At 38.7% G+C, this 24,198-nt stretch carries 19 protein-coding genes; 12 read left to right on the top strand and 7 right to left on the bottom strand.

The window, feature by feature from the left end:
- Positions 1 to 123 precede the first annotated feature (123 nt).
- Complete coding sequence (locus ACI6PS_RS00545) at positions 124 to 1,899, bottom strand: AMP-dependent synthetase/ligase (RefSeq protein ID WP_421010587.1); 1,776 nt, start codon at positions 1,897 to 1,899, stop codon at positions 124 to 126.
- Positions 1,900 to 2,024: 125 nt separating this feature from the next.
- On the opposite strand from ACI6PS_RS00545, the gene ACI6PS_RS00550 reads away from it, so the two are divergent.
- Complete coding sequence (locus ACI6PS_RS00550; RefSeq protein WP_421010588.1) at positions 2,025 to 3,956, top strand: LTA synthase family protein; 1,932 nt, start codon at positions 2,025 to 2,027, stop codon at positions 3,954 to 3,956.
- Between the two features lie 170 nt (positions 3,957 to 4,126).
- Here ACI6PS_RS00550 and ACI6PS_RS00555 read toward each other — a convergent pair whose 3' ends face one another.
- The 4 genes from ACI6PS_RS00555 to ACI6PS_RS00570 all read right to left on the bottom strand — a co-directional run bounded on the left by ACI6PS_RS00555 (position 4,127) and on the right by ACI6PS_RS00570 (position 6,200).
- On the bottom strand, positions 4,127 to 4,516 hold the full coding sequence (locus tag ACI6PS_RS00555) for a DUF1398 domain-containing protein (protein ID WP_421010589.1): 390 nt from the start codon (positions 4,514 to 4,516) through the stop codon (positions 4,127 to 4,129).
- A 28-nt stretch (positions 4,517 to 4,544) separates the two neighbouring features.
- The gene (locus tag ACI6PS_RS00560) at positions 4,545 to 5,096 is read right to left on the bottom strand and encodes a DNA-3-methyladenine glycosylase I (RefSeq protein ID WP_421010590.1); all 552 of its coding nucleotides are present in this window, start codon (positions 5,094 to 5,096) and stop codon (positions 4,545 to 4,547) included.
- 89 nt (positions 5,097 to 5,185) lie between these two features.
- The gene (locus tag ACI6PS_RS00565) at positions 5,186 to 5,740 is read right to left on the bottom strand and encodes a YdeI/OmpD-associated family protein (RefSeq protein ID WP_421010591.1); all 555 of its coding nucleotides are present in this window, start codon (positions 5,738 to 5,740) and stop codon (positions 5,186 to 5,188) included.
- A 4-nt stretch (positions 5,741 to 5,744) separates the two neighbouring features.
- Positions 5,745 to 6,200, bottom strand: a complete 456-nt coding sequence (locus tag ACI6PS_RS00570; protein WP_421010592.1) for a GNAT family N-acetyltransferase — start codon at positions 6,198 to 6,200, stop codon at positions 5,745 to 5,747.
- Positions 6,201 to 6,477: 277 nt separating this feature from the next.
- On the opposite strand from ACI6PS_RS00570, the gene ACI6PS_RS00575 reads away from it, so the two are divergent.
- The 4 genes from ACI6PS_RS00575 to ACI6PS_RS00590 all read left to right on the top strand — a co-directional run bounded on the left by ACI6PS_RS00575 (position 6,478) and on the right by ACI6PS_RS00590 (position 9,414).
- Positions 6,478 to 7,215: a hypothetical protein gene (locus tag ACI6PS_RS00575; RefSeq protein ID WP_421010593.1), complete on the top strand. Its 738-nt coding sequence runs from the start codon at positions 6,478 to 6,480 to the stop codon at positions 7,213 to 7,215.
- 457 nt (positions 7,216 to 7,672) lie between these two features.
- Positions 7,673 to 8,152, top strand: coding sequence for a hypothetical protein (locus ACI6PS_RS00580; protein WP_421010594.1), 480 nt, complete (start codon positions 7,673 to 7,675; stop codon positions 8,150 to 8,152).
- Between the two features lie 165 nt (positions 8,153 to 8,317).
- Positions 8,318 to 8,893 carry a Crp/Fnr family transcriptional regulator gene (locus tag ACI6PS_RS00585; RefSeq protein ID WP_421010595.1) on the top strand — a complete coding sequence of 192 codons (576 nt, stop codon included), beginning with the start codon at positions 8,318 to 8,320 and terminating at the stop codon, positions 8,891 to 8,893.
- 68 nt (positions 8,894 to 8,961) lie between these two features.
- Positions 8,962 to 9,414: a carboxymuconolactone decarboxylase family protein gene (locus tag ACI6PS_RS00590; protein ID WP_013407616.1), complete on the top strand. Its 453-nt coding sequence runs from the start codon at positions 8,962 to 8,964 to the stop codon at positions 9,412 to 9,414.
- 190 nt (positions 9,415 to 9,604) lie between these two features.
- Here the strand turns inward: ACI6PS_RS00590 and ACI6PS_RS00595 are convergent, their stop codons facing one another.
- A complete protein-coding gene (locus ACI6PS_RS00595; protein ID WP_421010596.1) occupies positions 9,605 to 10,582 on the bottom strand; it encodes an IS110 family transposase in 978 nt (325 codons plus the stop codon).
- Positions 10,583 to 10,992: 410 nt separating this feature from the next.
- Here ACI6PS_RS00595 and ACI6PS_RS00600 point away from each other — a divergent pair, with 410 nt between their 5' ends.
- From ACI6PS_RS00600 to ACI6PS_RS00615, 4 genes are all read left to right on the top strand, one after another.
- The gene (locus tag ACI6PS_RS00600) at positions 10,993 to 11,481 is read left to right on the top strand and encodes a hypothetical protein (RefSeq protein ID WP_421010597.1); all 489 of its coding nucleotides are present in this window, start codon (positions 10,993 to 10,995) and stop codon (positions 11,479 to 11,481) included.
- Between the two features lie 204 nt (positions 11,482 to 11,685).
- Positions 11,686 to 13,182: a helix-turn-helix transcriptional regulator gene (locus tag ACI6PS_RS00605; protein WP_421010598.1), complete on the top strand. Its 1,497-nt coding sequence runs from the start codon at positions 11,686 to 11,688 to the stop codon at positions 13,180 to 13,182.
- 691 nt (positions 13,183 to 13,873) lie between these two features.
- A complete protein-coding gene (locus tag ACI6PS_RS00610; protein ID WP_421010599.1) occupies positions 13,874 to 17,359 on the top strand; it encodes a DUF11 domain-containing protein in 3,486 nt (1,161 codons plus the stop codon).
- 14 nt (positions 17,360 to 17,373) lie between these two features.
- Positions 17,374 to 17,877 (top strand): hypothetical protein, encoded by a 504-nt coding sequence (locus ACI6PS_RS00615; RefSeq protein WP_421010600.1) that lies wholly within the window; start codon positions 17,374 to 17,376, stop codon positions 17,875 to 17,877.
- Between the two features lie 239 nt (positions 17,878 to 18,116).
- Here ACI6PS_RS00615 and ACI6PS_RS00620 read toward each other — a convergent pair whose 3' ends face one another.
- A complete protein-coding gene (locus tag ACI6PS_RS00620) occupies positions 18,117 to 18,287 on the bottom strand; it encodes a hypothetical protein (RefSeq protein WP_421010601.1) in 171 nt (56 codons plus the stop codon).
- A gap of 279 nt (positions 18,288 to 18,566) precedes the next feature.
- Between ACI6PS_RS00620 and ACI6PS_RS00625 the strand changes: the two genes are divergently transcribed.
- The 3 genes from ACI6PS_RS00625 to ACI6PS_RS00635 all read left to right on the top strand — a co-directional run bounded on the left by ACI6PS_RS00625 (position 18,567) and on the right by ACI6PS_RS00635 (position 24,196).
- Positions 18,567 to 19,019 carry a response regulator gene (locus ACI6PS_RS00625; protein WP_421010602.1) on the top strand — a complete coding sequence of 151 codons (453 nt, stop codon included), beginning with the start codon at positions 18,567 to 18,569 and terminating at the stop codon, positions 19,017 to 19,019.
- Between the two features lie 101 nt (positions 19,020 to 19,120).
- Positions 19,121 to 20,596: a helix-turn-helix transcriptional regulator gene (locus ACI6PS_RS00630; RefSeq protein WP_421010603.1), complete on the top strand. Its 1,476-nt coding sequence runs from the start codon at positions 19,121 to 19,123 to the stop codon at positions 20,594 to 20,596.
- Positions 20,597 to 20,881: 285 nt separating this feature from the next.
- Entirely contained in the window at positions 20,882 to 24,196 is a 3,315-nt protein-coding gene (locus ACI6PS_RS00635; RefSeq protein WP_421010604.1) for a hypothetical protein, read from the top strand.
- Positions 24,197 to 24,198: the final 2 nt, after the last annotated feature.

Raw genomic sequence — 24,198 nt, forward strand, 5'->3', positions numbered from 1 at the left:
GTGAATTCGTAAAAATAGAAGTTTCCCTCTTTTTTGCCGATTATGTTTGGAAACTTTAAGTAAAATATAAGAATTGAATAATTACATGCAATAAAAAAGCCTTTCAATCTGAAAGGCTTTTGCTTATTTCGTATAAATCTTGTCGTATAAATCCTTGTAGATTTCCATGACACTTTTGCGTTTGAGTTTCATAGTAGGAGTGAGGTGTCCTCCGTCAATCGACCAAACATCTGGGGTCAATTGAAAACGTTTTATCCTTTCCCAGTTGCCAAACTTTTCATTGATGCGTTCTACTTCTTCGTCGATGCGTTTTATGACTTCTTCATTAGTACTGATTTCTTTATTGTTACTGCCAATGTTGAGGTTTTTCTTCTTAGCCCATTGCTTCACAAATTCAAAATCAGGTTGGATAAAAGCGCCTGGCATTTTCTCTCCATCACCAATCACCATAATCTCACCAATAAAGCGAGATTGCTTCATGGCATTCTCAATCAGCTGAGGAGCAATGTATTTGCCTCCAGAAGTCTTGAATATTTCCTTTTTCCGGTCGGTGATTTTCAAGAAACCATCCTTGTCTACCTGTCCGATATCACCTGTATGGAAATAACCATCTACAATGGCTTCGCTGGTTAGTTTCTCATCTTTATAGTAGCCCATCATTACATTTGGACCTTTGCAAAGGATCTCGCCGTCCTCAGCAATCTTTATTTCTACATTGTCAATAATCTTACCGGCTGTTCCAATCTTGAAACCACCGTTGCGTCTGTCGTTTACAGAAATTACAGGTGATGTTTCGGTCAATCCATATCCTTCCATCACGTATATTTCTGCCGCTGCAAAAACTCGGGCTAGTCTTGGTTGCAATGCTGCGCTTCCGTTTACAATCAAATCCAAATTACCGCCCAAACCTGCTTTCCATTTGCTGAAAATTAGCTTTCGTGCAATGGATAATTGGAACTCGTACCACCAACCGTTTGCACCATCCGGTTCGTATTTTAAACCAACAGATATTGCCCAGAAAAACAATTTCTTTTTTATTCCCGTGAGTTCAGAACCTTTTGCTATAATCTTCTCGTATACTTTTTCGATAAGCCTAGGAACGCCTGTCATTACGTTAGGTCCCACCTCTTTTACGTTATCGGAAATCTTTTCGATGGATTCTCCGAAATAAATTGCAACACCATAATACTGGTAGATATAGGTTACCATTCTTTCATAAATATGGCAAATAGGTAGGAAACTCAAGGCCTTGCTTTTTCCTGCTTCAAATGGAATCCTGCTGGCAGAATCTAATACATTGGAAACGATGTTGTTGTGCGAAAGCATTACACCCTTAGGTTTTCCTGTGGTTCCGGAAGTATAGATTATAGTAGCAAGTTCCAATGGTTGTACATTGTTTTTGCGTTCTTCTACTTCACTTTGGTTACTTGTGTCATGTCCCAACTCTAATAATTCCGACCAGTTTTTGCAACCTTCAATACTATCAAAAGAGTAGATTTCTTTTAGTTTAGGAACATTGTTTTTGATGGCATTCAGCTTGTCCAGAACCACCTTGTCTGAAACAAAACAATAGCTTGCTTCCGAATGGTTCAGAATGTATTCGTAATCAGCTTCTGAAATGGTAGGATAAACGGGAACGGTTTGGGCTCCGGTTTGAAGCGTCCCGATGTCCATGATGTGCCACTCGGTTCTGTTATTGGAAGAAATAATGGCAATCTTGTCGTTTTTCTGTATTCCTAATCGTAACAAGGCTCTCGAAATGGTATTGGCCTTTTCGATGTATTCTTCTGTTGAAGTTTTTACCCAAACGCCGTCCTGCTTTGTGACCAAAGCGTCGGGAATATTGTATTTTTCTTTTTGATGGTAGGGAAAATCAAACAGTTTGGTAATTGCACTCATTTTTGATTAATTAGGATTTACTGACTGCAAATTAATTAAATATATAATCAATCACAATATTTATTCGGAATATTAGAATTTCCTTATGAAATATGTAGTTTTGTAGTTTTAAAACTCACCTCAAAATGCAGTCATTTTTTCGTTCCAATGAATATAAAGTCCTGTTTTACAGAATATTTTTAGTCTACCTTTTTTATTTCATCACACGAGTTCTTTTTTACCTTTATAATTCAAACCTTATCGTTGTGGATTCGCTTTATGAGTTCTTCAGATTGTATTATCATGGTTTGGCCTTTGACACTACGGCAATCTTGTACTCCAACGGATTGTTTATACTGCTTTCGATATTGCCATTGGTTGTAAATACAAGGAAAGGCTTCCAGAAATTCCTTTTCTATCTGTATTTCATTACCAACTTCATAGCCTGGTCCACCAACTTTATCGATCTGATCTATTACCGTTTTATTTTTGGCAGGACCACAATAGCCGTTATGGATTCCTTGGAACATGAGTCGAATAAGGCGGCCTTGTTTGGTAACTTCTTGGTGAACTATTGGCATGTGTTTGTGTTGCTGATCTTGTTCTCTTACCTATGGATTTATTTGTATAAGAAGGTAAAGGTTACTCCAGTTACTCCAGTAAAAAACATCAAGTATTTCGGACTGTCTACCTTGGGTTTCTTGTTTATTGTTACGATGTGTATCGGCGGTATCAGAGGTGATTTCAAGAAGAGTACACGACCAATCAATCTATTGGATGCCAACCGTTATGTGAGCCATATCTCGCAAGGGGATTTGGTGTTGAACACTCCTTTTGCCATCATCAGGACGATCAGCGCGAATAGTTTTAAGAAGCAGGATTTTGTAAAGCAAGAGGTTATTGCAAAATATATAAAGCCTATAAAACAGTACAACCATAATCCATCGACCAAACCAAACGTAGTGGTTTTTATATTGGAAAGCTATGCAAGGGAGTATATTTCAAGCTTTAATAAGGAGCAAAACATTCCCAACTATAAAGGGTATTCTCCTTTTGTGGATTCGCTGGCACAGCACAGTATGATTTATACGAATGCCTATGCCAATGGCTATAAATCGATACATGGAATGTCGTCTATTCTGGCGGGAGTGCCTTCGTTTAAGGATGCGTTTACGTCTTCTCCTTATACCAAACAAAACATACAATCATTGGTTTCTGTTCTGAAAGAAGAAGGTTATGATACGAGCTTTTTCCACGGAGCACCCAATGGTTCGATGGGGTTTCTAGGCTTTGGAAACATACTGGGCATCGAGCATTATTATGGGAAAACGGAATTCAATAACGATGATGAATTTGATGGTGTTTGGGGGATTTGGGACGAACCTTTCTTTCAGTATATGAAAACTACGCTCGACAAGAAGCCGCAACCTTTTATGGCAACGCTGTTTTCTGTCTCTTCGCATGAGCCGTATAAGGTTCCTGAAAAATACAAAGGCAAGTTTCCGATGGGGGACGTGAATATCCACCAATGTATCGGTTATACGGATTATGCCTTGCAACAGTTCTTTAAGGAGGCCAAAAAGCAACCGTGGTACGACAATACCATCTTTGTTTTGGTGGCCGACCACGGCAATACAGTGGCCTATGACGAGTATCTAAAGGAGTTCAACCGCCATACCGTGCCGATTTTGTTCTATTCTCCAAACGGGAAATATGCAAAGCCGGGAGCAAGCAACGAATGGGCCCAACAGATGGATATCTATCCGACAATTCTAGATATGATAGGGTATAAGAAACCGTTTAGAAGCTGGGGCAGGAGTTTGGCCAGTAAGAATGAAGGCGAGGAACCTTTTGTGATTAAGTTTTCTTCGAATCTGTATCAGTTTATGAGTGGGAATTATATCTGTACGTTTGACGGGAAGAAAGCGATTGGGTTTTATGCTAAAGAAGATAAGGGGATGGAAAAGAACCTGATAGCGAACCGCAATGCGGAAATGGATTTGATTGAATTGAAATGTAAGGCCTTTGTACAGGATTATATGGAGCGGATTATCGATAAGAAACTGGCTGGGAATTAAACACAGATTTCACAGATTTTCACAGATTTTTCTCTATTGGAATTACATCTTAAGTAAACAAGGATTGCACCGATTTTATAGATTTCTTTCTTTATTAAACACAAATTGCACGAATGTATACTAGTTGATAGGTGTCCATTCGTGCAATTTTTTTTAAAAGAACAGTTCTATTAATGAGGCACTATTTCCGTCAGGACAGCGTTTCCTTTCGGGTCATAATAGATACAGGTGAACTCTTTCAAGTCCATTATCCATTTGACTATGCCGTTTTTGGCACAGCTTTCTATGAATCCCATATAGTCGGTTTTGCCTTGCTGGTGTTCCTTTAATTCCTTTTTAAAGGTTTCGATATCCAATTTATCTGTGATTGCTATTGGGGCGTATTTGCCTTCGGATGAAGTTCTATAACCGTTTGCGCCATAATAATCAGAATGGCTGTCGGATACGAAGGTCTCAAAACGCAGGACGCCGAGTTGTATCAAATCTTGGATGTAGTTAGGGAAATCGGCGCCACTTTTTACTTTTGAATGGGCTTGCTGAATTTGTTCTACGGTAAACATTACTATTATTTATTTTTATTACTATTATTTATCGTTTGTGCATCCACATTGGTTTTTCCTTTGAAATGGCTGCCTGTATCTTGCAGTTTGCATCGTGGGCTCCTGGCAGATAGCCAATGCTCATCAGGAATTCGTTTACTATCTCGCCTCCCGTGAACTTAAAGGTCTTTTTGAACAGCTTTACCCATTCTTCCTTGGTCTTTGGGTGATGGTGTTCGAGCCATTTCTCGAAGGAGCCGTGTTCCTTTTGAAGCAGCAGTATGGTCTTGGCATTTTCGATGGCGGCATTTACCTTCAATTTGTTTCGGATGATGCCTGCATCGGACAATAACCGTTCGCGGTCGGCTTCTGTATAATTGGCCACCTTGTTGAGGTCGAAATTATCGTAGGCACTCCTAAAGGTCGCTTCCTTTTTGAGGATGGTTTCCCAGCTTAGTCCTGCCTGGTTGATTTCCAATACCAATCGGCAAAACAATTCATTGTCGTCGTGGATGGGAAAACCATAGAGGTTGTCGTGGTAGTTTTTGTGGAGTGTTTTCCGTGGTTCGGGCATGTTTTCGATGGCGGTACAGTAGGACATGTTTTGCTTGTTTTTAGTATTGTATTTTGAACAAATTTAGTATTTTATGAATGCTGTGTGGTGTTTTTTCCTTAGAAAATTTAATGGTGTCAGATCCTTTTTCCCTCTTCGCTAGCCGTGATTGTCTTGTTGAGCCTTGAGAGCCTTGTAGCTTCCTGCTTGGCCGTCACGATCCAATGGATGGTGATTTTCTTATAGGAAGTTGGTTGCTGGTTGAAGAACTCCCATGCTTTTTTGTTGACTTTAAAGATTGCAGCCAAGTCTTCGTCCAATTCTGGGGCATCATTTTCAAATGAATATACTTTAGAGAGATGGTCTTTTCGGAGTTCGAAGGCTTGCATTCCGGCAGGAGTCATCAGTCCTTCCTTTTGCAGACGCTCCACATTGGCAATGTTCTTTGCGCTCCAGATGCTGGTTTTTTTTCGGGGAGTGAAGCGGTTGGAATAGCTTTCGTCGTCGATCTTTCTTCTGATGCTGTCGATCCAGCCGTAACAGAGTGCCACATCCACAGCTTGTTCCCAAGTGATGCTTTTCCTGCCGAGGCCTTTTCTGTAAAAGGCAACGGTCAGTTCTGTTTCTTTCTGATGGTTCTTTTCTAGCCATTTCCTAAAATCTGCCGGCTCCTTAAAAAAGTGATGTTGCATAGGTTTATTTGCTTTGCTTGATGCGTTCCCAGTCTGTCTTTGTCATTTCGAACCTTACTTCCTTGCCGTACATGCCGTTCTGTTTCCAGCCTGATTGTCGGTAGAATTGTTCTGCTCGTGTTGCTGGAGCGGTTCCGAGCCAGACATCGGTTTTGCCTTGGGCGAAATACCAGTCGAGCATGGTGTCGTGGAGTTTTCGTCCAATGCCTTGGTTTTCAAAATCGGGATGGAGGAAGAGGGCCCAGATGTTATTGTCGACCAAATCAGGGATGGAGAAGCCTACTATTTGTTTGTTGACTTCGCAGACCCAGCCTTTTCCGCGGACGGTAATGAACTCGATGTAGTCTTCGGGGGTTATCAGGCTGGGATCGGAGAGGGCATTTTCCTTGACGGCATTGCGCACGACTGCCATCTGCGGGATGTCTTGGATTGTTGCTTCCCTAAAAATGGTTGTGTTCATTTCTACTGATTTTTAATGTAAATATATATAAAACTCTTGTTGGATGCTTACTATTAAAGTTGCAATCTTTTGATGTAGGGTTGTCAAAAGGCTTGGTTTCCCTACCGTATGGATGAGGTTTCAGCACTATAGTTTACTTACATCCTTATTAAATCTACTGTATATTTTATACATTTTATATGCGCTATATATTCGCTATATATACGCTATATATGCGCTATATATCTATATGAAATATTTTGTATATTTGAGGTAGTGTACTTTAAATGATGAGGTTATGGCAAAACAAGTTGGTATTGTGCCTTTTGTTGGCACGCTGGATGGAATAAATTTCTATATGCGTAAAGGGAAACCCGTGGCACGGAAGGCGGGTGGCGGTTTTAATGGAAGTGCGATCAAGAAATGTGCTTCGATGGCTCGGGTTAGGGAAAACAGTACTGAATTTGGCCATTGTTCTCGTGTGAAAAAACTGTTTAAGGACAGCTTGTTTCCCTTTTTGGGCAAGTTGCGCAATGATGAACTGCAGAGGAGGCTGATGCAGTTGTTTCTTAAAATCAAGGATGCTGATAAGGTTTCTGAGCGCGGGAAACGCCAGATAGGAGCGGGGTTGGAGGATGTTGCCGGAAAGGCTTTGCTTGATGGATTTTGTTTTACTTCCTTTTGCCTGCCGACTGAAAATGGTGTTTACGATGCCACCGCTTCTGCTTATACATTGCATAGCTTTGCTCCTAAAAAGTTGGAATTTAAGACAGGTGCTACGCATTTTGAATTACAATTTGGAGTTGTTGTTTTGGATTTGGTGGAACATAAGGCTATGCTTTATAAAAGTGAGGTGATTCGGGTGGATAAAGATGGAGCTGTTGAGGATGTTGTTTTGCCTGTGGTTGTTCCTAAAGGTGTAAATGGTGTTCGTATTGCGGTTTTGCATTATCGCTTTTCGCAGGAGGTTAATGGGGATTTTTATGGTTTCCAGGAGCAGAGTGGGTTTGGGTTAAAGGTTGTTGGAGTTGGGTGATTTTTGTGGGTGGATTGTTTTTAACCACATTTTATCTTTCTGTGGAGGATTTACACCTAGTTGTTTCTATTAGTGGAGCGAACTATCAGGATGCCCTGTGGTTTATTGGAAAAAGAAACCGCAAATTCGCAAATTATTATTTTCGATTAATGGTTGTATATTGGGGATTTCTTAAATGATCTGTTTGATGTGCTGCTTTTTACGCGAAAAAATATTGTCCAATGTTTTAAGAACTTTTATGACATAGCAGCAGTAAAACTACCGAAATTTATACACATTTTAGTACGAAAAATTTGCAACAAATAAAGAGTCCTTTTGATGATTTGTAAACTTTTTCACTATATTTGGTTGTAATTAATTGTAAAGTTTTATGGTACCTATCCATCTGTTTTTGGGTGTATATGTATTATTTTATGATACCTATAAATGAGTTACCAGCAACCCTAAACCCAACTAAATGACAACAATAAAAATCTCATTTCCGAATGATCAGAATAGTAATGTTTTTGCTTATCAAGACGATATTCAGATTTTTAAGATGGAAAGAGAATTTCTTTTAGGCTCAAAAAATAACGGAAGAATATTTGAAGACCAAGAATTATTAGTTGAGGCTTCGGATTTCTTTTTAAACTTAAAAATTCTCAGTCAAAATTTAAATCCTCCTTTGATAATTAAGTCACACAACATTATATTTTCGAATTTTGAAATTGGAGTTGAAAAAATGAAAATTATTCAATATCAGTTTTGGCATTTATTGGATAAAAGTAAATATGCGAAGATAGTTTGGGACTCTGAAGAAATTGCAAGGATAGGTATTGATAAGAATTTGGATTTTGGAGGCATAAATCTAACTATGACATTTAATATCAAAGAAAAACATAAAATTAAATATTCTATACTTGGTTTTTTATTAACGCAGTTAACAACAAATATATAAAAGGCCAGCTGGTAACAGCGGTTTCAAGCAATGGCTCTTTTTGTTTTTCTCGGAAAATATTCTGAACATCAGAATTTCTTATTACATTTAGCTTCAAATATCCGCCACTGCGTGAAGCCGCGGAACGTTACCTGCAATCTTAAACCCAAATCGTGTAAATCAAAGATGTCCGAAATTTTCAAAAAACATATAACTAAATTCGCAAAAGTTTCTGACGATGAATTTGAAGAAATCAAAAAATTCTTTGACACGAAAGAGGTCGCCAAAAAAGAAAACCTATTAGAGGAGGGGCAAATTTGCAGGCATCATTATTTTGTTTTGAGCGGTTTGTTACGAAAGTTTTACATCAACGAAAAAGGCACTGAACAAACCACTGAATTTGCCATTGAAACCTGGTGGCTTACAGATAACTTTGCCTACGAAAACCAAATTCCTACGGAATTTTATATTCAGGCTGTAGAAAAATCTATTGTATTTTATATCACTCAAGATAAACAGGAAAAATTATTAAAAGAATTTCCTGTAATGGAACGCTATTTTCGTTTTGTTTACCAGCGGGCTTATGCAGCGGCTCAAAAGCGCATTAAATTTCTTTTTTCGTTTTCAAAAGAAGAATTTTATTTCCAAGCCGTTAGAAATCATCCCGAATTTGTGCAACGTGTTCCCCAATATTTAATCGCTTCTTATCTAGGTTTCACTCCCGAGTATTTAAGCGAAATCCGAAAGAGGCTTCTTTCTTAAACCAGTTTAAGTTTTTTTATTTCCTTATTTTCCAATTTTGCAGTAAACAATTTAAAAAGAATTATATAATGCAAAAACGATTTAACTTTAAGGAAGTTGCACCAAGTGCACTAAAAGCGATGGTTGGTTTAGAAATGTATCTTTCAAAGGCTTCTATATCTAAAACATCCAAAGAACTTATAAAAATCCGTGCTTCACAAATTAATGGCTGTGCCTATTGTATCAACATTCACACTCAAGACGCAATTAAAAGTGGAGAAACAAATCAGCGCATTTTTTTACTGAATGCTTGGAGAGAGGCTGAAGATATTTTTACGGAAGAAGAAAAAGTAGTGTTGGCGATAACGGAAGAGATAACATTAATCCATCAAAATGGATTGTCAGATGACACCTATTCAACCGCATTACAGTTTTTTAGCGAAACTCAAATTGCAGATATTATAACTGCCATAATTACAATCAACCTCTGGAACAGGGTTGTATTAAGCACCCACTTACCGATAGGACAAAGTCTTGCATAAGACTATTATAAAAAAAGCAGGTTCAACAACCTGCTTTTTTTTCACAAAGGATATTTTTGTAATTTAGATTGTGCCTAACAATGGTATGCGAAATATTCGATGAGTAATTGAAGGATACTCAAATGAGTGGTTTTAGACGTGAACAATAAAAGACTGCAGGTAACATGAACTGTGTAAAAAACCAAACATTTTAAGCACTTTTTACAATAAAATTATCCTGGTACATTGTTCTGTTTTTAACTACCCCGAAAACGATCTTGAGCAGCTTGTTGCATACGGCAATTATGGCTGCTTTTTTGTTCTTTCCCTTCTCCACCAGTCGGTCAAAAAGTGCCCTGCACTGTGCGTTTGTCTTCTTGGCATTCAGGGCACACATGTACAGGATGTGGCGCAGTTGCTTTCCTCCCTGCTTGCATATCCGGACACGTCCGCGGATGCTGCTTCCGCTCCGGTATTCGGTTGGGCTCAGCCCTGCATAGGAGATCAGTTGCTTGTAGGAATTCATGTCCTTGAATCCCTGGGTGTAGATGATCAGTTCGGCCGCGGCCTTGGTTCCGATGCCTTTTATGCTGGTTACTAATTTGAGGGTTTCTGCTTCCCATTCGATGAGTTTTTGTTGCAGCAGTTCTTCTAAATTATGCTTTTCCTCCTTGAGTTTCTTGATGATTTTCTGGAAGCTTTTCTCTATGGTTTTGGTCTCATAAGGACACTTTTTAGTGCTGTGAATCTGATTGCTGAACTTGGTTATTTCCTTGGTCAGATCATGGATGGCATTGTTCAGGGAACGGCACTCGAAGTAGGCTGTATCGGGCATGGCGTAGCTTTCTGGATTGCGGTCGACACCATATTCATAGATTCGTTTTGCATCTTTTTTGTCCGATTTGTTGCGTTCCAGGTGCATCTGGATGTAGCGCCTGATCTGGAGTGCGTTCACGACACTAAAGGCAATGCCCTGTTCCTTTAAGAAGAAAATCAGGTTCAGATGGTAGACCCCGGTGGCTTCCATCACGAAATGGGTTTCCTTACCCGATTCCTTGAGCATTTTTCTAAAACCCGTAGCTGAATTTGTGACCTGCAGATGCTGCAGATTTCCTTCCTTGTTTTTGAAAAAAAGATCCAGGGTTTCGCTGGAAACATCGATGCCGCAATAGTTGTTTTTGTGTTGCATTTTATATACTTTTATTTTTAATTGAGAGAACAGGTCTTGACTTCAACCAACGATCCTAGCACGAACTTTATGTTCAAATAAACTGTACGGTTTGAGGCAAGAAAATGAGCAGGGATAATCATGTTAGCGAAGCTTTATGCTTAAAGGGTTTGCCTATCTTGTGCTGCTCATTTGTTCTTTCTTTTTATAGTTTTATATTTAAGGAATTTAAGGAATTGCAAACATAGGAAGGGTTTTGCAATAGTGGGGCGAAACAGCAAAGTTCAACGACAGTTCTTCGGTTCAACTTTTGTGCAAAATTGAAGATTTGTGCTTCCCTGCCTGCCGGCAAGCAGGGATTGTCCCACCATCGCAAAGCACCAGAACGTTAGCACGACCACCTGAAAAATCCGATAAAACAAGAACCAGTTATGACATTTATTCAATTAATTATTTCAATTCTGATTTTATTATTTTTAGTTGGTTTTGTATTAATGGTCGTTGGGAAAATTCAACGTCGTAAGCCAATTTTAAAATTGGGTTGCCTATTTTTTTTAATACCTTTTTCTATAATCATTTTCGCAATCGCTTATAAAATCGTTGAAAAAAAACGAAGCGAAAATCTAACTCAAAATGATTTAATTGGAAACTACGTTTTGATAAATTCAAATTCATCGAATGAAAATAAAGTGCAATTAAAACTTTATGAAAATGGTAAATTTGAAATATCTGATTTATTAGCAAATCAAATCTGCGAAAGAGGTAAATATAGTTTGTATGCTAATGAAGTTTGGTTTAGATGTGACAATCATTCGTCAATAGCAAAAATAGAAAGAGGTTTTATAAATTTGAATTTAAAATTCAATTTTCATAGCGCTGACAATAAAGAAAAATTTACAGTTCAAAAAATACAAGATTAACCAGTGGCAGCAACTAACCGTATGTAACCTCAATCGCGGAGTTTTCTGTAAAATGATGTTCCTTTTCACGAAGAAATTATCTTAGATTTCATCAAGACTAAACTATTTGTAGTTTCACCCGTAGTGCATGTGTTTTTATTGAAGCATTACAGTTCTATTCGCTTTTATTTTGTTTTTTTGTGCTTTATAAATTTAGTGTTCTTTATGATTTTAAACCGTCTTTCTTTTCTAAAAACATTACTGGTATGTGTGTTGTTGGCATGTTTGTCCTGCAGTGATTCTCAGGATGAAAGTGTTAAAGCAATAGATGTGCTTATTGCCAAAGCGCATAAGGAATTCTTTGCTATGGACTATTTAGAAATTATAAAATATGCGAAAGAAGCAGAAGTTTTGGCTTTAAAAACCCACAACACAGAAAAATTACCACAAATCTACCTCTATTTTGCAGATGGCTTGGCGGGACTGGAACTTCAAAAAGAAAGTATTGAGTATCTGAATAGGGTAATGAAGATGAACTTTGAGAATAAAGATGTTTTTTTCAAAGCAAGGGTTTACCAAGTTTATGCGTTCAATTATGCCAAAATGGGCTTGGGTGCACAGTCTTTAACCTACCAGAGAAAGTCTGTAAGTTTACTGTCCCAATCTAAATCCTACAAAGAATTACTGCTTTTAAATAATGCTTACAGTGAAATCAGTATCTACCATTATAATCTCAGAAATGCAGATTCTGCCTTTTATTACGTTAAAAAACAAGAAGCCATTTTCAACAAATTCCCAGAGAAAGAAACCTACCATAAGATGGTAACAACTTTAAGGATGAAGGGGTATTTATTATTAGAGTTTAAAAAAGAGAATGATTCGGCGCTTTATTATTTCCAGAAAACCTATGATCTTAGAAAAAAATATCACAACCAAGATTTAGCACGTGAATATTTAGGATTTGGTGATTACTATTATTTGAAAGGAGATAATGCGAAAGCCATAGCATATTATCACAAAGCAGAGCAGAATGCTAAAGAACGAAAATCTAAATTTAAGGAAGACAATGACATTAACAGAGTGCTGGCAGGCGTTTATGAGGAACTGAAAAATCCAGAAAGGCAAAATCTTTATCTGAAAAAATACACTGTATTTAATGACAGTTTAAAAATTGTACAACAGCAAAACGTAGATGTAGCGGTAACCTTGATGATGCAGACAAAATCAGAAGAGACATTGGCCGCTAAAAAGAATTATACGCTACTGCTGTCACTGGTCTTAGGATTTCTAGTGGTTGGTGGTATTTTTTTATATGTCTACCTGAAAAGGAAAAAAGTAATTGCTCTTAAAACCGAACAACTGCTAACGGAGCAAGAAACAATTATCCATCAAAAAGAGGAAGAAAACTACGATCTAAAGCAAAGAGTCAATGATTCTTTTGAAGAGGTAATCCAATTGGCGAAGGAAAACAGCATTGAATTCTTTACCCGTTTCAAGGAAGTGTATCCCGAAGTTGTTTTGAGATTGCTTCAAATCAATCCCAAACTAAGGGTTACAGAACTGACCTTGTGTGCCTACTTTTTTTTAGGATTTACGACAAAAGATATTGCCAAGTATACCTTCAAATCGGTCAATACCGTACGCAACCGTCGGCAAAATTTACGGGGCAAATTGAATATTCCTTCTGAAGAAGATATCGAATTATGGTTTAAAAAATTATAAGATTACAACCTCCATTCTCAACCTTATCCATAAAAAGATAAGGTTTTTTTATGCGAACAGGGCCTAAAAGAATACAACTCCTACCAAAAAAGCTACTACTTTGCTATTTTGATAGTCGCTATACAGCTATAAAAATAACAGTAATTCTATTACTAGTTTTTTAAACCTTGTTATGATTCAGTTTTTTTTATACTGATAGTTAGGTTTTTATGTAAAAATAGTGCAATGATGGTATCCTCTTTTTTTGTGTTTTTTCTGTAGTAGCCATAGCTTTGCAGAGTCAATTTAAATACTTTCACCTACCTAAAATTTTACGCTTTTTATTTTACCAGCGTTAAAAGATACACTCCAAAATTTAAAAAGACAGAAGCCTCAAAACAGGAATTTAAACTTACAAAAAAAGCTCTCCTGTAGCGCTATATAACTTGTACTAAAAAAAACATTTATGAATCAATCCCAACAAATGTTAGGACGAACTCCATTTTTTATTATCACAATATTACTACTTGCGATAAGCAACACTGCCTTTGCACAGCTTTGCGGTAGCATTGGATGCAATACCAATATGCCAACTTTGGTTTTAATTCTCTTAACAATCCCTGCAAATTAAATCTAAAATATACTTATTGCACCCTATTTTAAATTTTTTGATAAAATCAACTATTAATAAACTTTAATTTTTGAGTTAAAAATGAAAACAATCAAAACCATATTAGGGTATTACCTCACTTTAATAATGGTAATGCTTTTAAGTACAACTGAATCTATGGCTCAAAGAGCTTCTTTGGAGTTTGGAAAAATTACCGGTGATGGAAATCCCACAGGCAACGGACCAGTCTATTCCACAACCATTAATTTTCTAAAAAACACAAATAATACCACCAATTCTAATTTTGCCACGACAAGCCCTGCCGTTAGTGCCACTATTACGTTTTCCAACCAACAGTATAGCCATCCAAATTTTTCAGGTGGTGCTTTTGTTTTGGGATATGCAGGTTTAGCTGCGAACGCAATTTATGGCCCGATGAGTGGTACAGGTGTTCCAGCGGGTGTAGGTGCCAACAGTACCTATACCAGTACCAGTAGTGATCCCATTCTGGCGGGTCAGGGCATCGACCTAGCTTCAAATCATGCCATTAGAATGCAGATGTATCTTTATCCATTGGTAACTGCTTCAAGACCAGCTACCGGAAGCTATCACGTGGCAGATATGACCATTACTTTCAACCGGCCTGTGGATAACCCGGTATTGCATATCGGAGGATCAGGAGGAGGTAACGGAAATACGCCAACCGTACAGGGGTGGTCTATGGAGTTTGAAAATATAGCCAGTAATACGACTATTAGTTTAAGCAAATTATCGGGTACCACCTTTCTTTCAGCAAGCGGAAATCGTATTTTCAATAATTCGACTGATCTTTACGACAACACTACTGGTATTGCTAATTTCTTATCTGGCTCGATAAGGATTAACGGAACAGGGATTACCACCATTACTATGAAAGTACATATCAGGGGTGATGGAGGTCGCTTTAATGCGGTTGGTGACTGGGGTGGGATTCAAGCTTATGAAGCATTCGTATTCGGGCTTTCGATTCCGCTTGTTTCTGATTTTGCTGTAACCAAAACCGTAAATAGTGCAACGCTTGCGCCAGGAGGAAATGCGGTTTTTACTATGGTAGCGACCAATAACGGCCCGGATAACGGTAGCGGTGTAACCGTTCAGGATTTATTGCCGTCGGGTTATACTTATGTAAGCCATACCGCAACAAACGGGAACGCCAACTACAACCAAAGTACAGGGCTTTGGACAATTGGTACTTTGAATAGTGGGGCCACGGAAACCTTAACCATTACAGCTACCGTAAAGGCTTCAGGAACCTATGCCAATACGGCTACCATTACGGGAAATGAAAACGACCTGATACCGGGAAACAATACCTCAACAGTAACCCCTGTAATTAATCCCTGTATGGTATCCCCAACTAACCCGGATACCGACGGAGATGGTGTGTCCGACTATTGCGATTTGGATGATGACAACGACGGAATTCTGGATGCGGATGAAAGTCCGGGCTGTTTTTACACCTCGCAGGAAGCGCAAACTTTGGTACGCATTACTTCCCCATTTAATGGTGCCTCTGGCGACCCAACGGCTAGTAATGATATTCCGGCGTTATACAATCGGAATACTTCTGATACAAACCCATTTAACTTTGCAGGACAAACCATCACATCGGGTACTGCAATTTTTAATATCTCCTATCCAACCAGTATCTTATTATCGTCACTGGCTGTTACCCAAACCACCAACGGGATGGTATCAACCACTTCCAGGTATGGTGTGTTGTATGGCTCTAACGATGGTGTAGACTATACGGCAATATCTGCCGCGGCAGGTGAGCAATTGCACACGGCAACGGTTACTTTTACTGTTACCTCAAGCACACCTTATCGTTATTATCAAATCAGGTACATTGGTACGGCTTCAGGGGGCAATGCAACAAGCGGTTTGCTCGGAACAGCTAATATCCAAGAAATCACGCCCGTAGTCAATGCTACTAATTATATGCCATCTGCAAACCCAAAACCAGGTGCGTGTCTTTCAGATATCGATGCGGATGGCATTGCCAACTACTTGGATAACGATGCCGATGGCGACGGCTGCCCGGATGCACGTGAGGGAGACGAAAATGTTTTACCAGCCAATATCGATGGCAACGGAAGAATCACCGGAGGTGTAAATTCCAATGGTATTCCCAATCTGGTGAATAGCGGTGGAGCTGCAGACATTGGCGGCGACCTTGGACAAGGTATTGGCCGGGCTTTTGCCAAGATATGGAATGAATGTGCATCGGTTGATTCGGATGGTGATGGAATTACCAACGATGTGGATCTGGACGACGATAATGACGGGATTTTAGATACAGATGAGGGCTACGCCATTTCAACCTCTGTATATACCATGAATATTCCCTCATCTGTGACAAATGCCAATGCAAGCTTTGGAACCAATGGAGGCTCTTTTAACTTGGTTTATAACTTAACTTCAGGTACGGCAGTTGCCGGTCTGGGAACCAGCTTTAACGTACCGTTTACATTCACGGATTTTAGCAATACTGCCACCGGGGTAAACCACACTTGGCAAAGTGCATTCGATTGGAGCGGCATCTTATCAATTTTACCGAATACCGCATCTTTATACACCAGTTTACCTGTTAATAACACAACAGCAGAGGAAATTACGGGCTCGCCCAGTGCTTTAACTATTACAGATGATAAAATCAGATGGTTGCTATTGACCAACCGGATCGATCAACTGGGTACTTTCAAAACCACCATAGGTGATTTACCATCTACAACAGGTCAACTTTCCAGTTACAGTACACAAACCAATTTGCGTTTATGGTCGGTACACAATGCTAGCTATACCAATACTACAGATTATCAGTCGGCATATTATGCCAGAATGATTGATTTAGTAAGTGGTGGAGGTGAAGGTACTACTGCGACCTATACAACAAATTATGGCAGAACCGAAAATTGGCTATACACGGCTTTTGATAATAGTGCAGTTGCTGGTAATGCCGAAAATTCAGGATATCGTGGGTTAATCAGTGTTTTGTCGAATACGATAACCTATGTAAACCACCGCGATACCGATGGTGACGGTACCCCAGATTACTTAGATTTAGATAGTGACGGAGATGGTTGCTTTGATGCCGTTGAAGGAGACGAAAACGTAGTGAGTTCAAATTTGAACGGAGCAGGAAGCATTACCGGCACAGTAAACGCAAATGGAGTGCCGAATTTGGTAAATAGTGGTGGTGCAGCAGATATAGGTGCAGATGTAGGACAGGGAATAGGTTCGTCTCAAAGTGTGTCCATTGTGGCTTGCTGTTTTAATGACCCTGCTACTGGTACTCCCGACAGCTATACCCAAACAGGAATCTCCAGCTTGGAAGGTTTTGGCAACGGATGGCCTAACAATGTGCCGAATGGCTTCATTGCCATAGAGTCAAAAAACCAAGGCTTTGTGATTACAAGGGTAGCCAATACAAGTGTTATCACGGACCCTGCTGAGGGGATGTTGGTGTATGACCTTTCCAACAGTCCGCCCTGCGTGAAACTATACAACGGAAGCGCTTGGAAATGCTTGGCTAAAGATTGCAATTAAAAAAAAGATATAAGATGAAAAAAATAGTAATGTTAGCAGTAGCAAGTTTGGTATTGACCAATACTGTCAATGCGCAAACCGGTATTGAAACCAGAACAGTCGGACCTTCGGCTGTACTTGAATTTGCTACGGGTACCACCAAAGGGATTATCTTGCCAGCTGTGGAAACATTGCCTGCCACACCTGCCAATGGAACCTTTCTTTTTGATCGGAATGATAGTAAAGTCAAAATGCGCCAGAACAATGCATGGGTGGAATTGTCGGGTACGGGAAGCAACAGCACTCTGGTAGCTTACAGCGGTACAGTTGACAATGCCAAGAAAACGGTTATGGGAGCGAGGGAGAGTAGTGCCGATGGCGTATTGGTATTGGAATCGGCCAACAAGGCAATGGTTTTGCCTCATGTTGCCAATCCACACCTGACAGTTAAGGGTCCGATGGCGGGGATGATGTGTTATGATACTGTCCGAAAAGCTGTGGCTGTTTTTGACGGCACGGTTTGGAATTATTGGAAGTGAAAAGAGTGAATAAACGATTGGGATTAATATTGTTAAGGGGTAATTAGTAAAAGTGAGCATTTAATGTTCGCTTTTTTTTGTAGAACCCCTTTCACAGTTTGATAAAAGTTTTGCGATCAAGGCGAAATATAATGATTCTAATCTGTATTCACGGTATTATTATCTGAAACGAACAATTGCATGAAAGGGAAGAAAACCTAGGCATTAAAAACAAATATTACTCAAAAATTATCCGACATCTACTTGAAAATGCCAAATGGTTTGTCCAAGCTGGCACTTCTAATCAAGAAGTTTCCCAGCTCAATCTTGCCTGATGATTTCCAGTTCGTTGCCGTCGTACAGCTTATCATGATATTTTTATGGAGTGATTTCCCTGGTTCGCGCATGTTTTCGATGACGATGCAAGACATTTTTTTTATTAAAATTAAGAGGATAAAATACTATTATTTAGTAATTTTAGACTTTAAAGAGAAATTTAGTGTTTCTAGTTGAACTACATTTTATTTCTTTTTAAAGGAAATCTCAAGTATAGTAAAGCTCTTTATCTTTCAGGTACTTCTAAAAGAGTTCATTATAAATATTTTAGAGGGAATTTATTGTATTCCTACGTGCGATACGGTTTTTATTTCTGGAATTGTGCTATTGAAAATATACATTTACTGATGCCAAAAAACTAAACATATATAAAAATGAAGAAATCTATAGAAAAGTTCCGTATAGTGCTTGCAGATGATGATTTAGATGATTGTGAAATGTTTGATTTAGCTTTAAGGGAAGTAAATACAAACTTTACTTTGGAAATTTTCAATGACGGAAAGGATCTACTAAATTATCTGCACACAATAGAGTCTGACTTACCACATCTTGTCTTCTTGGACTTAAATATGCCATTTGTAAATGGATTTCAGACACTTACTGAAATAAGGAGAAATGAAAAGACGAAAGACTTATCAGTGGCAATATATTCAACTTCTAGTTCCGAAAAGGATATAGAAGAGGCGTTAGTAAGCGGTGCAAATATCTATATTACCAAGCCCACAAGTTTCAGCATGCTGGAACAAATATTAAAGAGAGTGTTAGAAATGAACTGGCAATTCCAGAAAAATCGTTTTAGTAAAGATACTTTCTATTTCAGGTTGTAACGAATCGCAGATAAATCTGTACAGTAAACTTAAAAAAAACGCAGTCCGAAAGAATTTAATGTGATTAATAGTATATTTGCTAAAGCACTAGCAATCCCCTCATGAATTCTTTAAAAATTATACTGGCTTTCCTTTTGATTGCCTTTTCTGCAGACACTGCCTCTGCACAAACAAAAGAAGAAATTGCGATAGATTCTTTATTGCAATTATGCGACACGCAAATTAATGATGGTAATGATAAAGGAGCGTTTTATTATGCCCTAAAGGCTTCATCATTGGCAAATCAGTACAACATTCAAGAAAAAATGGCTGAATGCTATTTTTCACTATGCCTATTGAGTTATAACATGGGACTCAACAGCGAATCATTAGCCTATGCAACTAAAGGGAAAAAAGCGAGCCCTCCAGGTAATGAGCTAACCATGAGCAAACTGCGATTACTGGAATCTGCAGTCTTTTGGCGTATGGGGCTAGAAAAACAGGCACTTAAATTAGCGTATATAAATGTTGCCACACTTTCTCAATATCCGGATAAAAAGGGTGAAAGACTTAACTTAAGAAATACATGCGAACTTATTACTTCTATTTATACTAAAAGAGAACAGCATGACTCCGTAAAAAAATACAATCAAATCGTAAAAAGTCTGCTCTTTTCAGAACCAGAGGCGGAAATGTATAATACGATAGCTGATTTTTATTCTAAGGAAGCCTTTATTGTATATGAAAGAAGCCAGAATATAGATTCCGCCCTGACTCTTTTCAATAAAAGTTTAGCAATCAAGGCAAAGTACCATCATTCCAGCTTGTTTTCAGAGTATTATTATCTGGGTAAATTTTATAGCGATAAAAATACAGCTAAATCTTTGGAATACTACCTGAAATGTGTTGCAGATGCTGAAGCCAGAAATATCAATCTTTTCGATTTTCTAGACGTTTATTTGTCAATTTCGGAGCTATATGGTAAAATGGGAGATTTGGCAAACGAAAAAAAGTACCTGTCTCTCTATCTCAAAAAAACACAGGTTGTCAATGACCAACACAAAAAAAGTACGGAATATATTCTCAGTGCTATCCACGAACAAAATCAAGAAGAACAGGACAAATTACGGATAAATCAGTATCGCATTCTGGGAATAGCAGGAGGGAGTATACTCCTGTTGGGATCAGTAGTATTTTTCTTTTATAGAAACAAACAAAGACGACAGAAAGCACGGTTTACAGAGAAATTGGAGGAAAAGGATCTTACTGTTGAAGGATTAAACAAAAGGGTCAATGAAACGTTCGAGGAATTGGTGCAACTCGCCAAAAAGAACAACCCTCAATTCTTGGTACGCTTTCAGGAGGTCTATCCCGATTTTCTAAAAAAGATGATGATGCTTAATGAAAAGCTTACCGTTGCAGAGCTTACCATAGTAGCCTATCACTATCTAGGTTTTACTACAAAGGATATTGCCAATTATACTTTTAAGGCTTTGCGTACCGTTGAGGGAGTTCGCTACCGCTTACGTAAAAAGCTTCATGTCGCACCAGAGGAGAACTTTATTCTCTGGATTAGAAACTATATCGACAGTATTTAATATTTTGATATGTAGTGTTTTACATAAATTAAGTAGTTTTCGAGTAGTCTGTTTTTTGCGAAACCATGTGCTGTAATCTAATTTTGCGCTTCTAAAATCGGCACTTCAAAAAAAGATTTAATGCAAGATTGAGACGAATGATAGACAATAAATAAAAATCTTTCCCAACAATATCGTACCACCGAGATGGAATGAGTTTTAGTACAAACGAATCTCCATTTATTGCAATTATTTTGATATACTCTATTGAAATTTTAACCCTTTACAAGTATAAAATTGCTTCATATGAAATACTGTTTTCTATATGCTATCCTGTTTTCAGTGTTTATAACCAATGATTTGCTGGCTCAGAGCCCATCATTGGAGTTTGCTTCTGGTGGAGCTAGTACAATTGCAAGCGGTCCCACATTAGCCAATCAAGTTGTAACTCTTCAAAGGAATACCAATAATCCAACTGGCAATACTTTTACAACACAAACACCAGCAAAAACGGTTACGTTTTCATTGACTAACCAGCAAAGAACTTCTACCGCATCTCCAGGTGTGGGTGTAATGTTTGGTGGTGGTATTTCAACAAGTAGCGCTGGAGCTGGTCCAGAGTCACTTTATCCTGTAATCAATTATCTTGGTGGCGCAAATGCGAGCCATTTTAGATCTTTTGGAGGCAGTGCAACTCCAGGCAGTGAGGGTATTTCCACCTCTACAAATCGTGGTGTAGAAATTTACCCCAGCACAAGACCTTTGCATGAGAGTAATGCTCCACTACCTGCTGCTGGCTCATCGGTGATTTATCAAATGGCAGATTTGGTACTCACTTTTAATACACCTGTTTCTAATCCTATTTTGCATTTTTCGGGTTTGGGCAATATTGTTAATGTTGGGTATATGCCAATTTGCTCAGAATTTGTATTGATTTCACCAGGATTAACATTAACCAGATTATCTGGGTCGCCAGAATTTTCTATAGTAAACGGTACTGAAATACGCAATTCGGCACCAACTTTTCATGCAAATACTGGTTCTGGAGGTTCTAGTGGTTCGGTTCAGGTAAATGGTACAGATATTAGCACTCTTACATTCCGCATCTACCTGAAAGCACAGGGTCAAGGAAATATAAATTGGTCTTATAACCCAAATACAAACTCTGGTGATGGCTTTATAGTGAGTGTTTCTTTATCAGGCATCAGACCAAGCGGAACAGTATATAGAGATAATAATGGCAATACTACAATTGATGGTGGTGGCACTGGTGGTGGCACTTGGAATACAGCCAACTCACTTTATGTAAACGCAATTGCTAGTAATGGCAATGTTTTGACTACCGCGTTGGTGGATGCAACAGGTTTGTTTACTTTTCCTTCCGGTAATTTTATTACAGGTGATGTCGTTAAATTTCAACTCAGTAAAAATCAAGGTGTTGAAGGGCAACCTGCACCAGCAAAAGAATTACCTGCTGGTTGGGCAACAGTAGGGGAAAGTTTTACTAGTGGTCCAAATGATGGTACAGCAGATGGAGAGTTTACGGTAACTTTAGGTGCTGCCGATCTTGCTAATAATACTGTTTACCGTTTTGGAGTTACTCCAAGTGCAGACATTCAAGTTAATAAATCAGGACCATTGAGTGTAGTGCCTAATGGTTCCTTGACTTATAAAATTTATGTCACCAACAATGGTCCCGCTAATGCTACCAATGTAGTGATAACCGATCCTGCAGTTAGTAATTTTACCGTGACGAGTATAGCTTGTGAAGCTGGCCCTGGTAATGGAGGTTCTGCAAGTTGCCCAGCATCAGTTACGATAGCAGGCTTGCAGGGTGCGGGTCTAACTATTCCATCGCTTCCAAATGGTAGTGCTGTGGTGTTTACTGTTACTGGAACAGCTGGTACTTCTGGCACAATTACGAATACTGCAACGGCAACTGCCACTCTTGATAGCGATCTTTCAAATAATACCTCAATCGTTACTACAAGAATTGAAAATAATGCGTCTTGTGCGCAAAGTACTTATACATTGAACGTAGCCCAAACAGTCGCTAATAATACAATAGCAGTTAATGGAGGTACACTAAATCTTTATTATACAAGAACTAGCGGTGCAGCAATTCCTGGTGTAGCCGAACCATTGATTGTTCCAGTAACCTATAGTGATTTGAATAACAAAAGTGGCATCGACAATCAATGGAGAGAAATAAGAGTTGACAATGGGGATTTGATATTAGGCATTGACACATCTAACGGCGGTACAGGTAGTGTTTATAATTCTTTACCCTCACTTAATACAAGAATTTCACCTACTTATTATACCTATCCGTTTCCTGGTAACATATCGTTGGATAGGGCATATACAGAGTTTCTAAGAACTGGCGAACTAGAACAACTCGGAACTTTTACATTGAATATAGCTTTACCATCATCGCTTCCTTCCGGGGTTAAAATTATTGACGAAACATTTAATGTGCAAGGATGGAATGCCTCTAATTTACAAAATGGAGGTACTCAGCTTTATAGCGGATACGGGCTTAAGCCCCTTATTCAACACGCTCCTGCATTGGGTTCACCTGCTGCAACTTCTTTTACTTTAAATAGCGAATTTGAGTTAGGCCAAAACTATGTTTGGAGATATCTTGCCTACCGTGCATCTGGTCGTGGAGTTACTGAAAATCACAGGGGAGTAGTTTTTAAAAACACCAATACAATCACTTTAACATATAATTGTTGCGATGCAGGAACTGCTGCCCCAGCAATCAATTCTGCTACTAACTATGACAATGTAAATTCTTCTTATAATATTCCATGCGGAGCTAGCACAGCAAACTTAAGCGGGCTAACGGCATCTAATAAGCCAGCAACGACAACGTTAACCTGGCATACAGGAACCCCAGCAACTAATGCTAACAAAATCACAGATGTTACGGCACTAACTGGTACAACCAAGTACTATGCTTCTTTCTTCGATGCGGCAAATACCTGTTATTCGCCTACTAATGAGATAGTTGTTTACGCACCAATTTGTGCCAATAATGATGATTTTACAGGAACACCAGTAACTCAAGGGGTAGAAACAATCTTGCCATCTATTTTTGGTAATGACACTTATAATGGTGTTACCATTACTACTGCAACAAGCGGAAATATTAGCTTTAATTATTCTGTGTGGACAACTGGAAATGCAACCGTTAACCCGGCTAACGGTATAGTTACCGTTCCCGCTACAACACTGCCAGGTACTTATACTTATACCTACCAAATAACTGATACAGATCCCGATGCTGCTGTTGGAACTAATACAAGTTTTGCATCAGTAACATTTAGGGTAGTATCTTGTGTCAATCCACCTGCAGGCGGTACACCGGATAGCTATACCAAAACTGGTATTTCAAGTTTAGAAGGCTTCGGTAATGGATGGCCTGGAAATGTACCCAATGGCTTTATTGCTATCGAATCGAAAAACCAAGGCTTCGTGATTACAAGGGTGGCGAATACGGGTGTCATCACCAGTCCAACAGAAGGGATGCTGGTATATGATTTGTCCAACAGTCCGCCTTGCGTGAAATTATACAATGGAAGCAGTTGGAATTGCTTGGCTAGAGATTGTAATTAAAA

Source organism: Flavobacterium sp. PLA-1-15 (genome assembly GCF_049060005.1).
GTDB lineage: Bacteria > Bacteroidota > Bacteroidia > Flavobacteriales > Flavobacteriaceae > Flavobacterium.

Coding starts and splice junctions, on each gene's coding strand:
- ACI6PS_RS00625 (WP_421010602.1), top strand. CDS start 18,567: ATGAAGAAATCTATAGAAAAGTTCCGTATAGTGCTTGCAGATGATGAT.
- ACI6PS_RS00635 (WP_421010604.1), top strand. CDS start 20,882: ATGAAATACTGTTTTCTATATGCTATCCTGTTTTCAGTGTTTATAACC.
- ACI6PS_RS00550 (WP_421010588.1), top strand. CDS start 2,025: ATGCAGTCATTTTTTCGTTCCAATGAATATAAAGTCCTGTTTTACAGA.
- ACI6PS_RS00545 (WP_421010587.1), bottom strand. CDS start 1,899: ATGAGTGCAATTACCAAACTGTTTGATTTTCCCTACCATCAAAAAGAA.
- ACI6PS_RS00575 (WP_421010593.1), top strand. CDS start 6,478: ATGGCAAAACAAGTTGGTATTGTGCCTTTTGTTGGCACGCTGGATGGA.
- ACI6PS_RS00570 (WP_421010592.1), bottom strand. CDS start 6,200: ATGAACACAACCATTTTTAGGGAAGCAACAATCCAAGACATCCCGCAG.
- ACI6PS_RS00595 (WP_421010596.1), bottom strand. CDS start 10,582: ATGCAACACAAAAACAACTATTGCGGCATCGATGTTTCCAGCGAAACC.
- ACI6PS_RS00555 (WP_421010589.1), bottom strand. CDS start 4,516: ATGTTTACCGTAGAACAAATTCAGCAAGCCCATTCAAAAGTAAAAAGT.
- ACI6PS_RS00605 (WP_421010598.1), top strand. CDS start 11,686: ATGATTTTAAACCGTCTTTCTTTTCTAAAAACATTACTGGTATGTGTG.
- ACI6PS_RS00565 (WP_421010591.1), bottom strand. CDS start 5,740: ATGCAACATCACTTTTTTAAGGAGCCGGCAGATTTTAGGAAATGGCTA.
- ACI6PS_RS00585 (WP_421010595.1), top strand. CDS start 8,318: ATGTCCGAAATTTTCAAAAAACATATAACTAAATTCGCAAAAGTTTCT.
- ACI6PS_RS00560 (WP_421010590.1), bottom strand. CDS start 5,096: ATGTCCTACTGTACCGCCATCGAAAACATGCCCGAACCACGGAAAACA.
- ACI6PS_RS00600 (WP_421010597.1), top strand. CDS start 10,993: ATGACATTTATTCAATTAATTATTTCAATTCTGATTTTATTATTTTTA.
- ACI6PS_RS00590 (WP_013407616.1), top strand. CDS start 8,962: ATGCAAAAACGATTTAACTTTAAGGAAGTTGCACCAAGTGCACTAAAA.
- ACI6PS_RS00615 (WP_421010600.1), top strand. CDS start 17,374: ATGAAAAAAATAGTAATGTTAGCAGTAGCAAGTTTGGTATTGACCAAT.
- ACI6PS_RS00630 (WP_421010603.1), top strand. CDS start 19,121: ATGAATTCTTTAAAAATTATACTGGCTTTCCTTTTGATTGCCTTTTCT.
- ACI6PS_RS00610 (WP_421010599.1), top strand. CDS start 13,874: ATGAAAACAATCAAAACCATATTAGGGTATTACCTCACTTTAATAATG.
- ACI6PS_RS00620 (WP_421010601.1), bottom strand. CDS start 18,287: ATGTCTTGCATCGTCATCGAAAACATGCGCGAACCAGGGAAATCACTC.
- ACI6PS_RS00580 (WP_421010594.1), top strand. CDS start 7,673: ATGACAACAATAAAAATCTCATTTCCGAATGATCAGAATAGTAATGTT.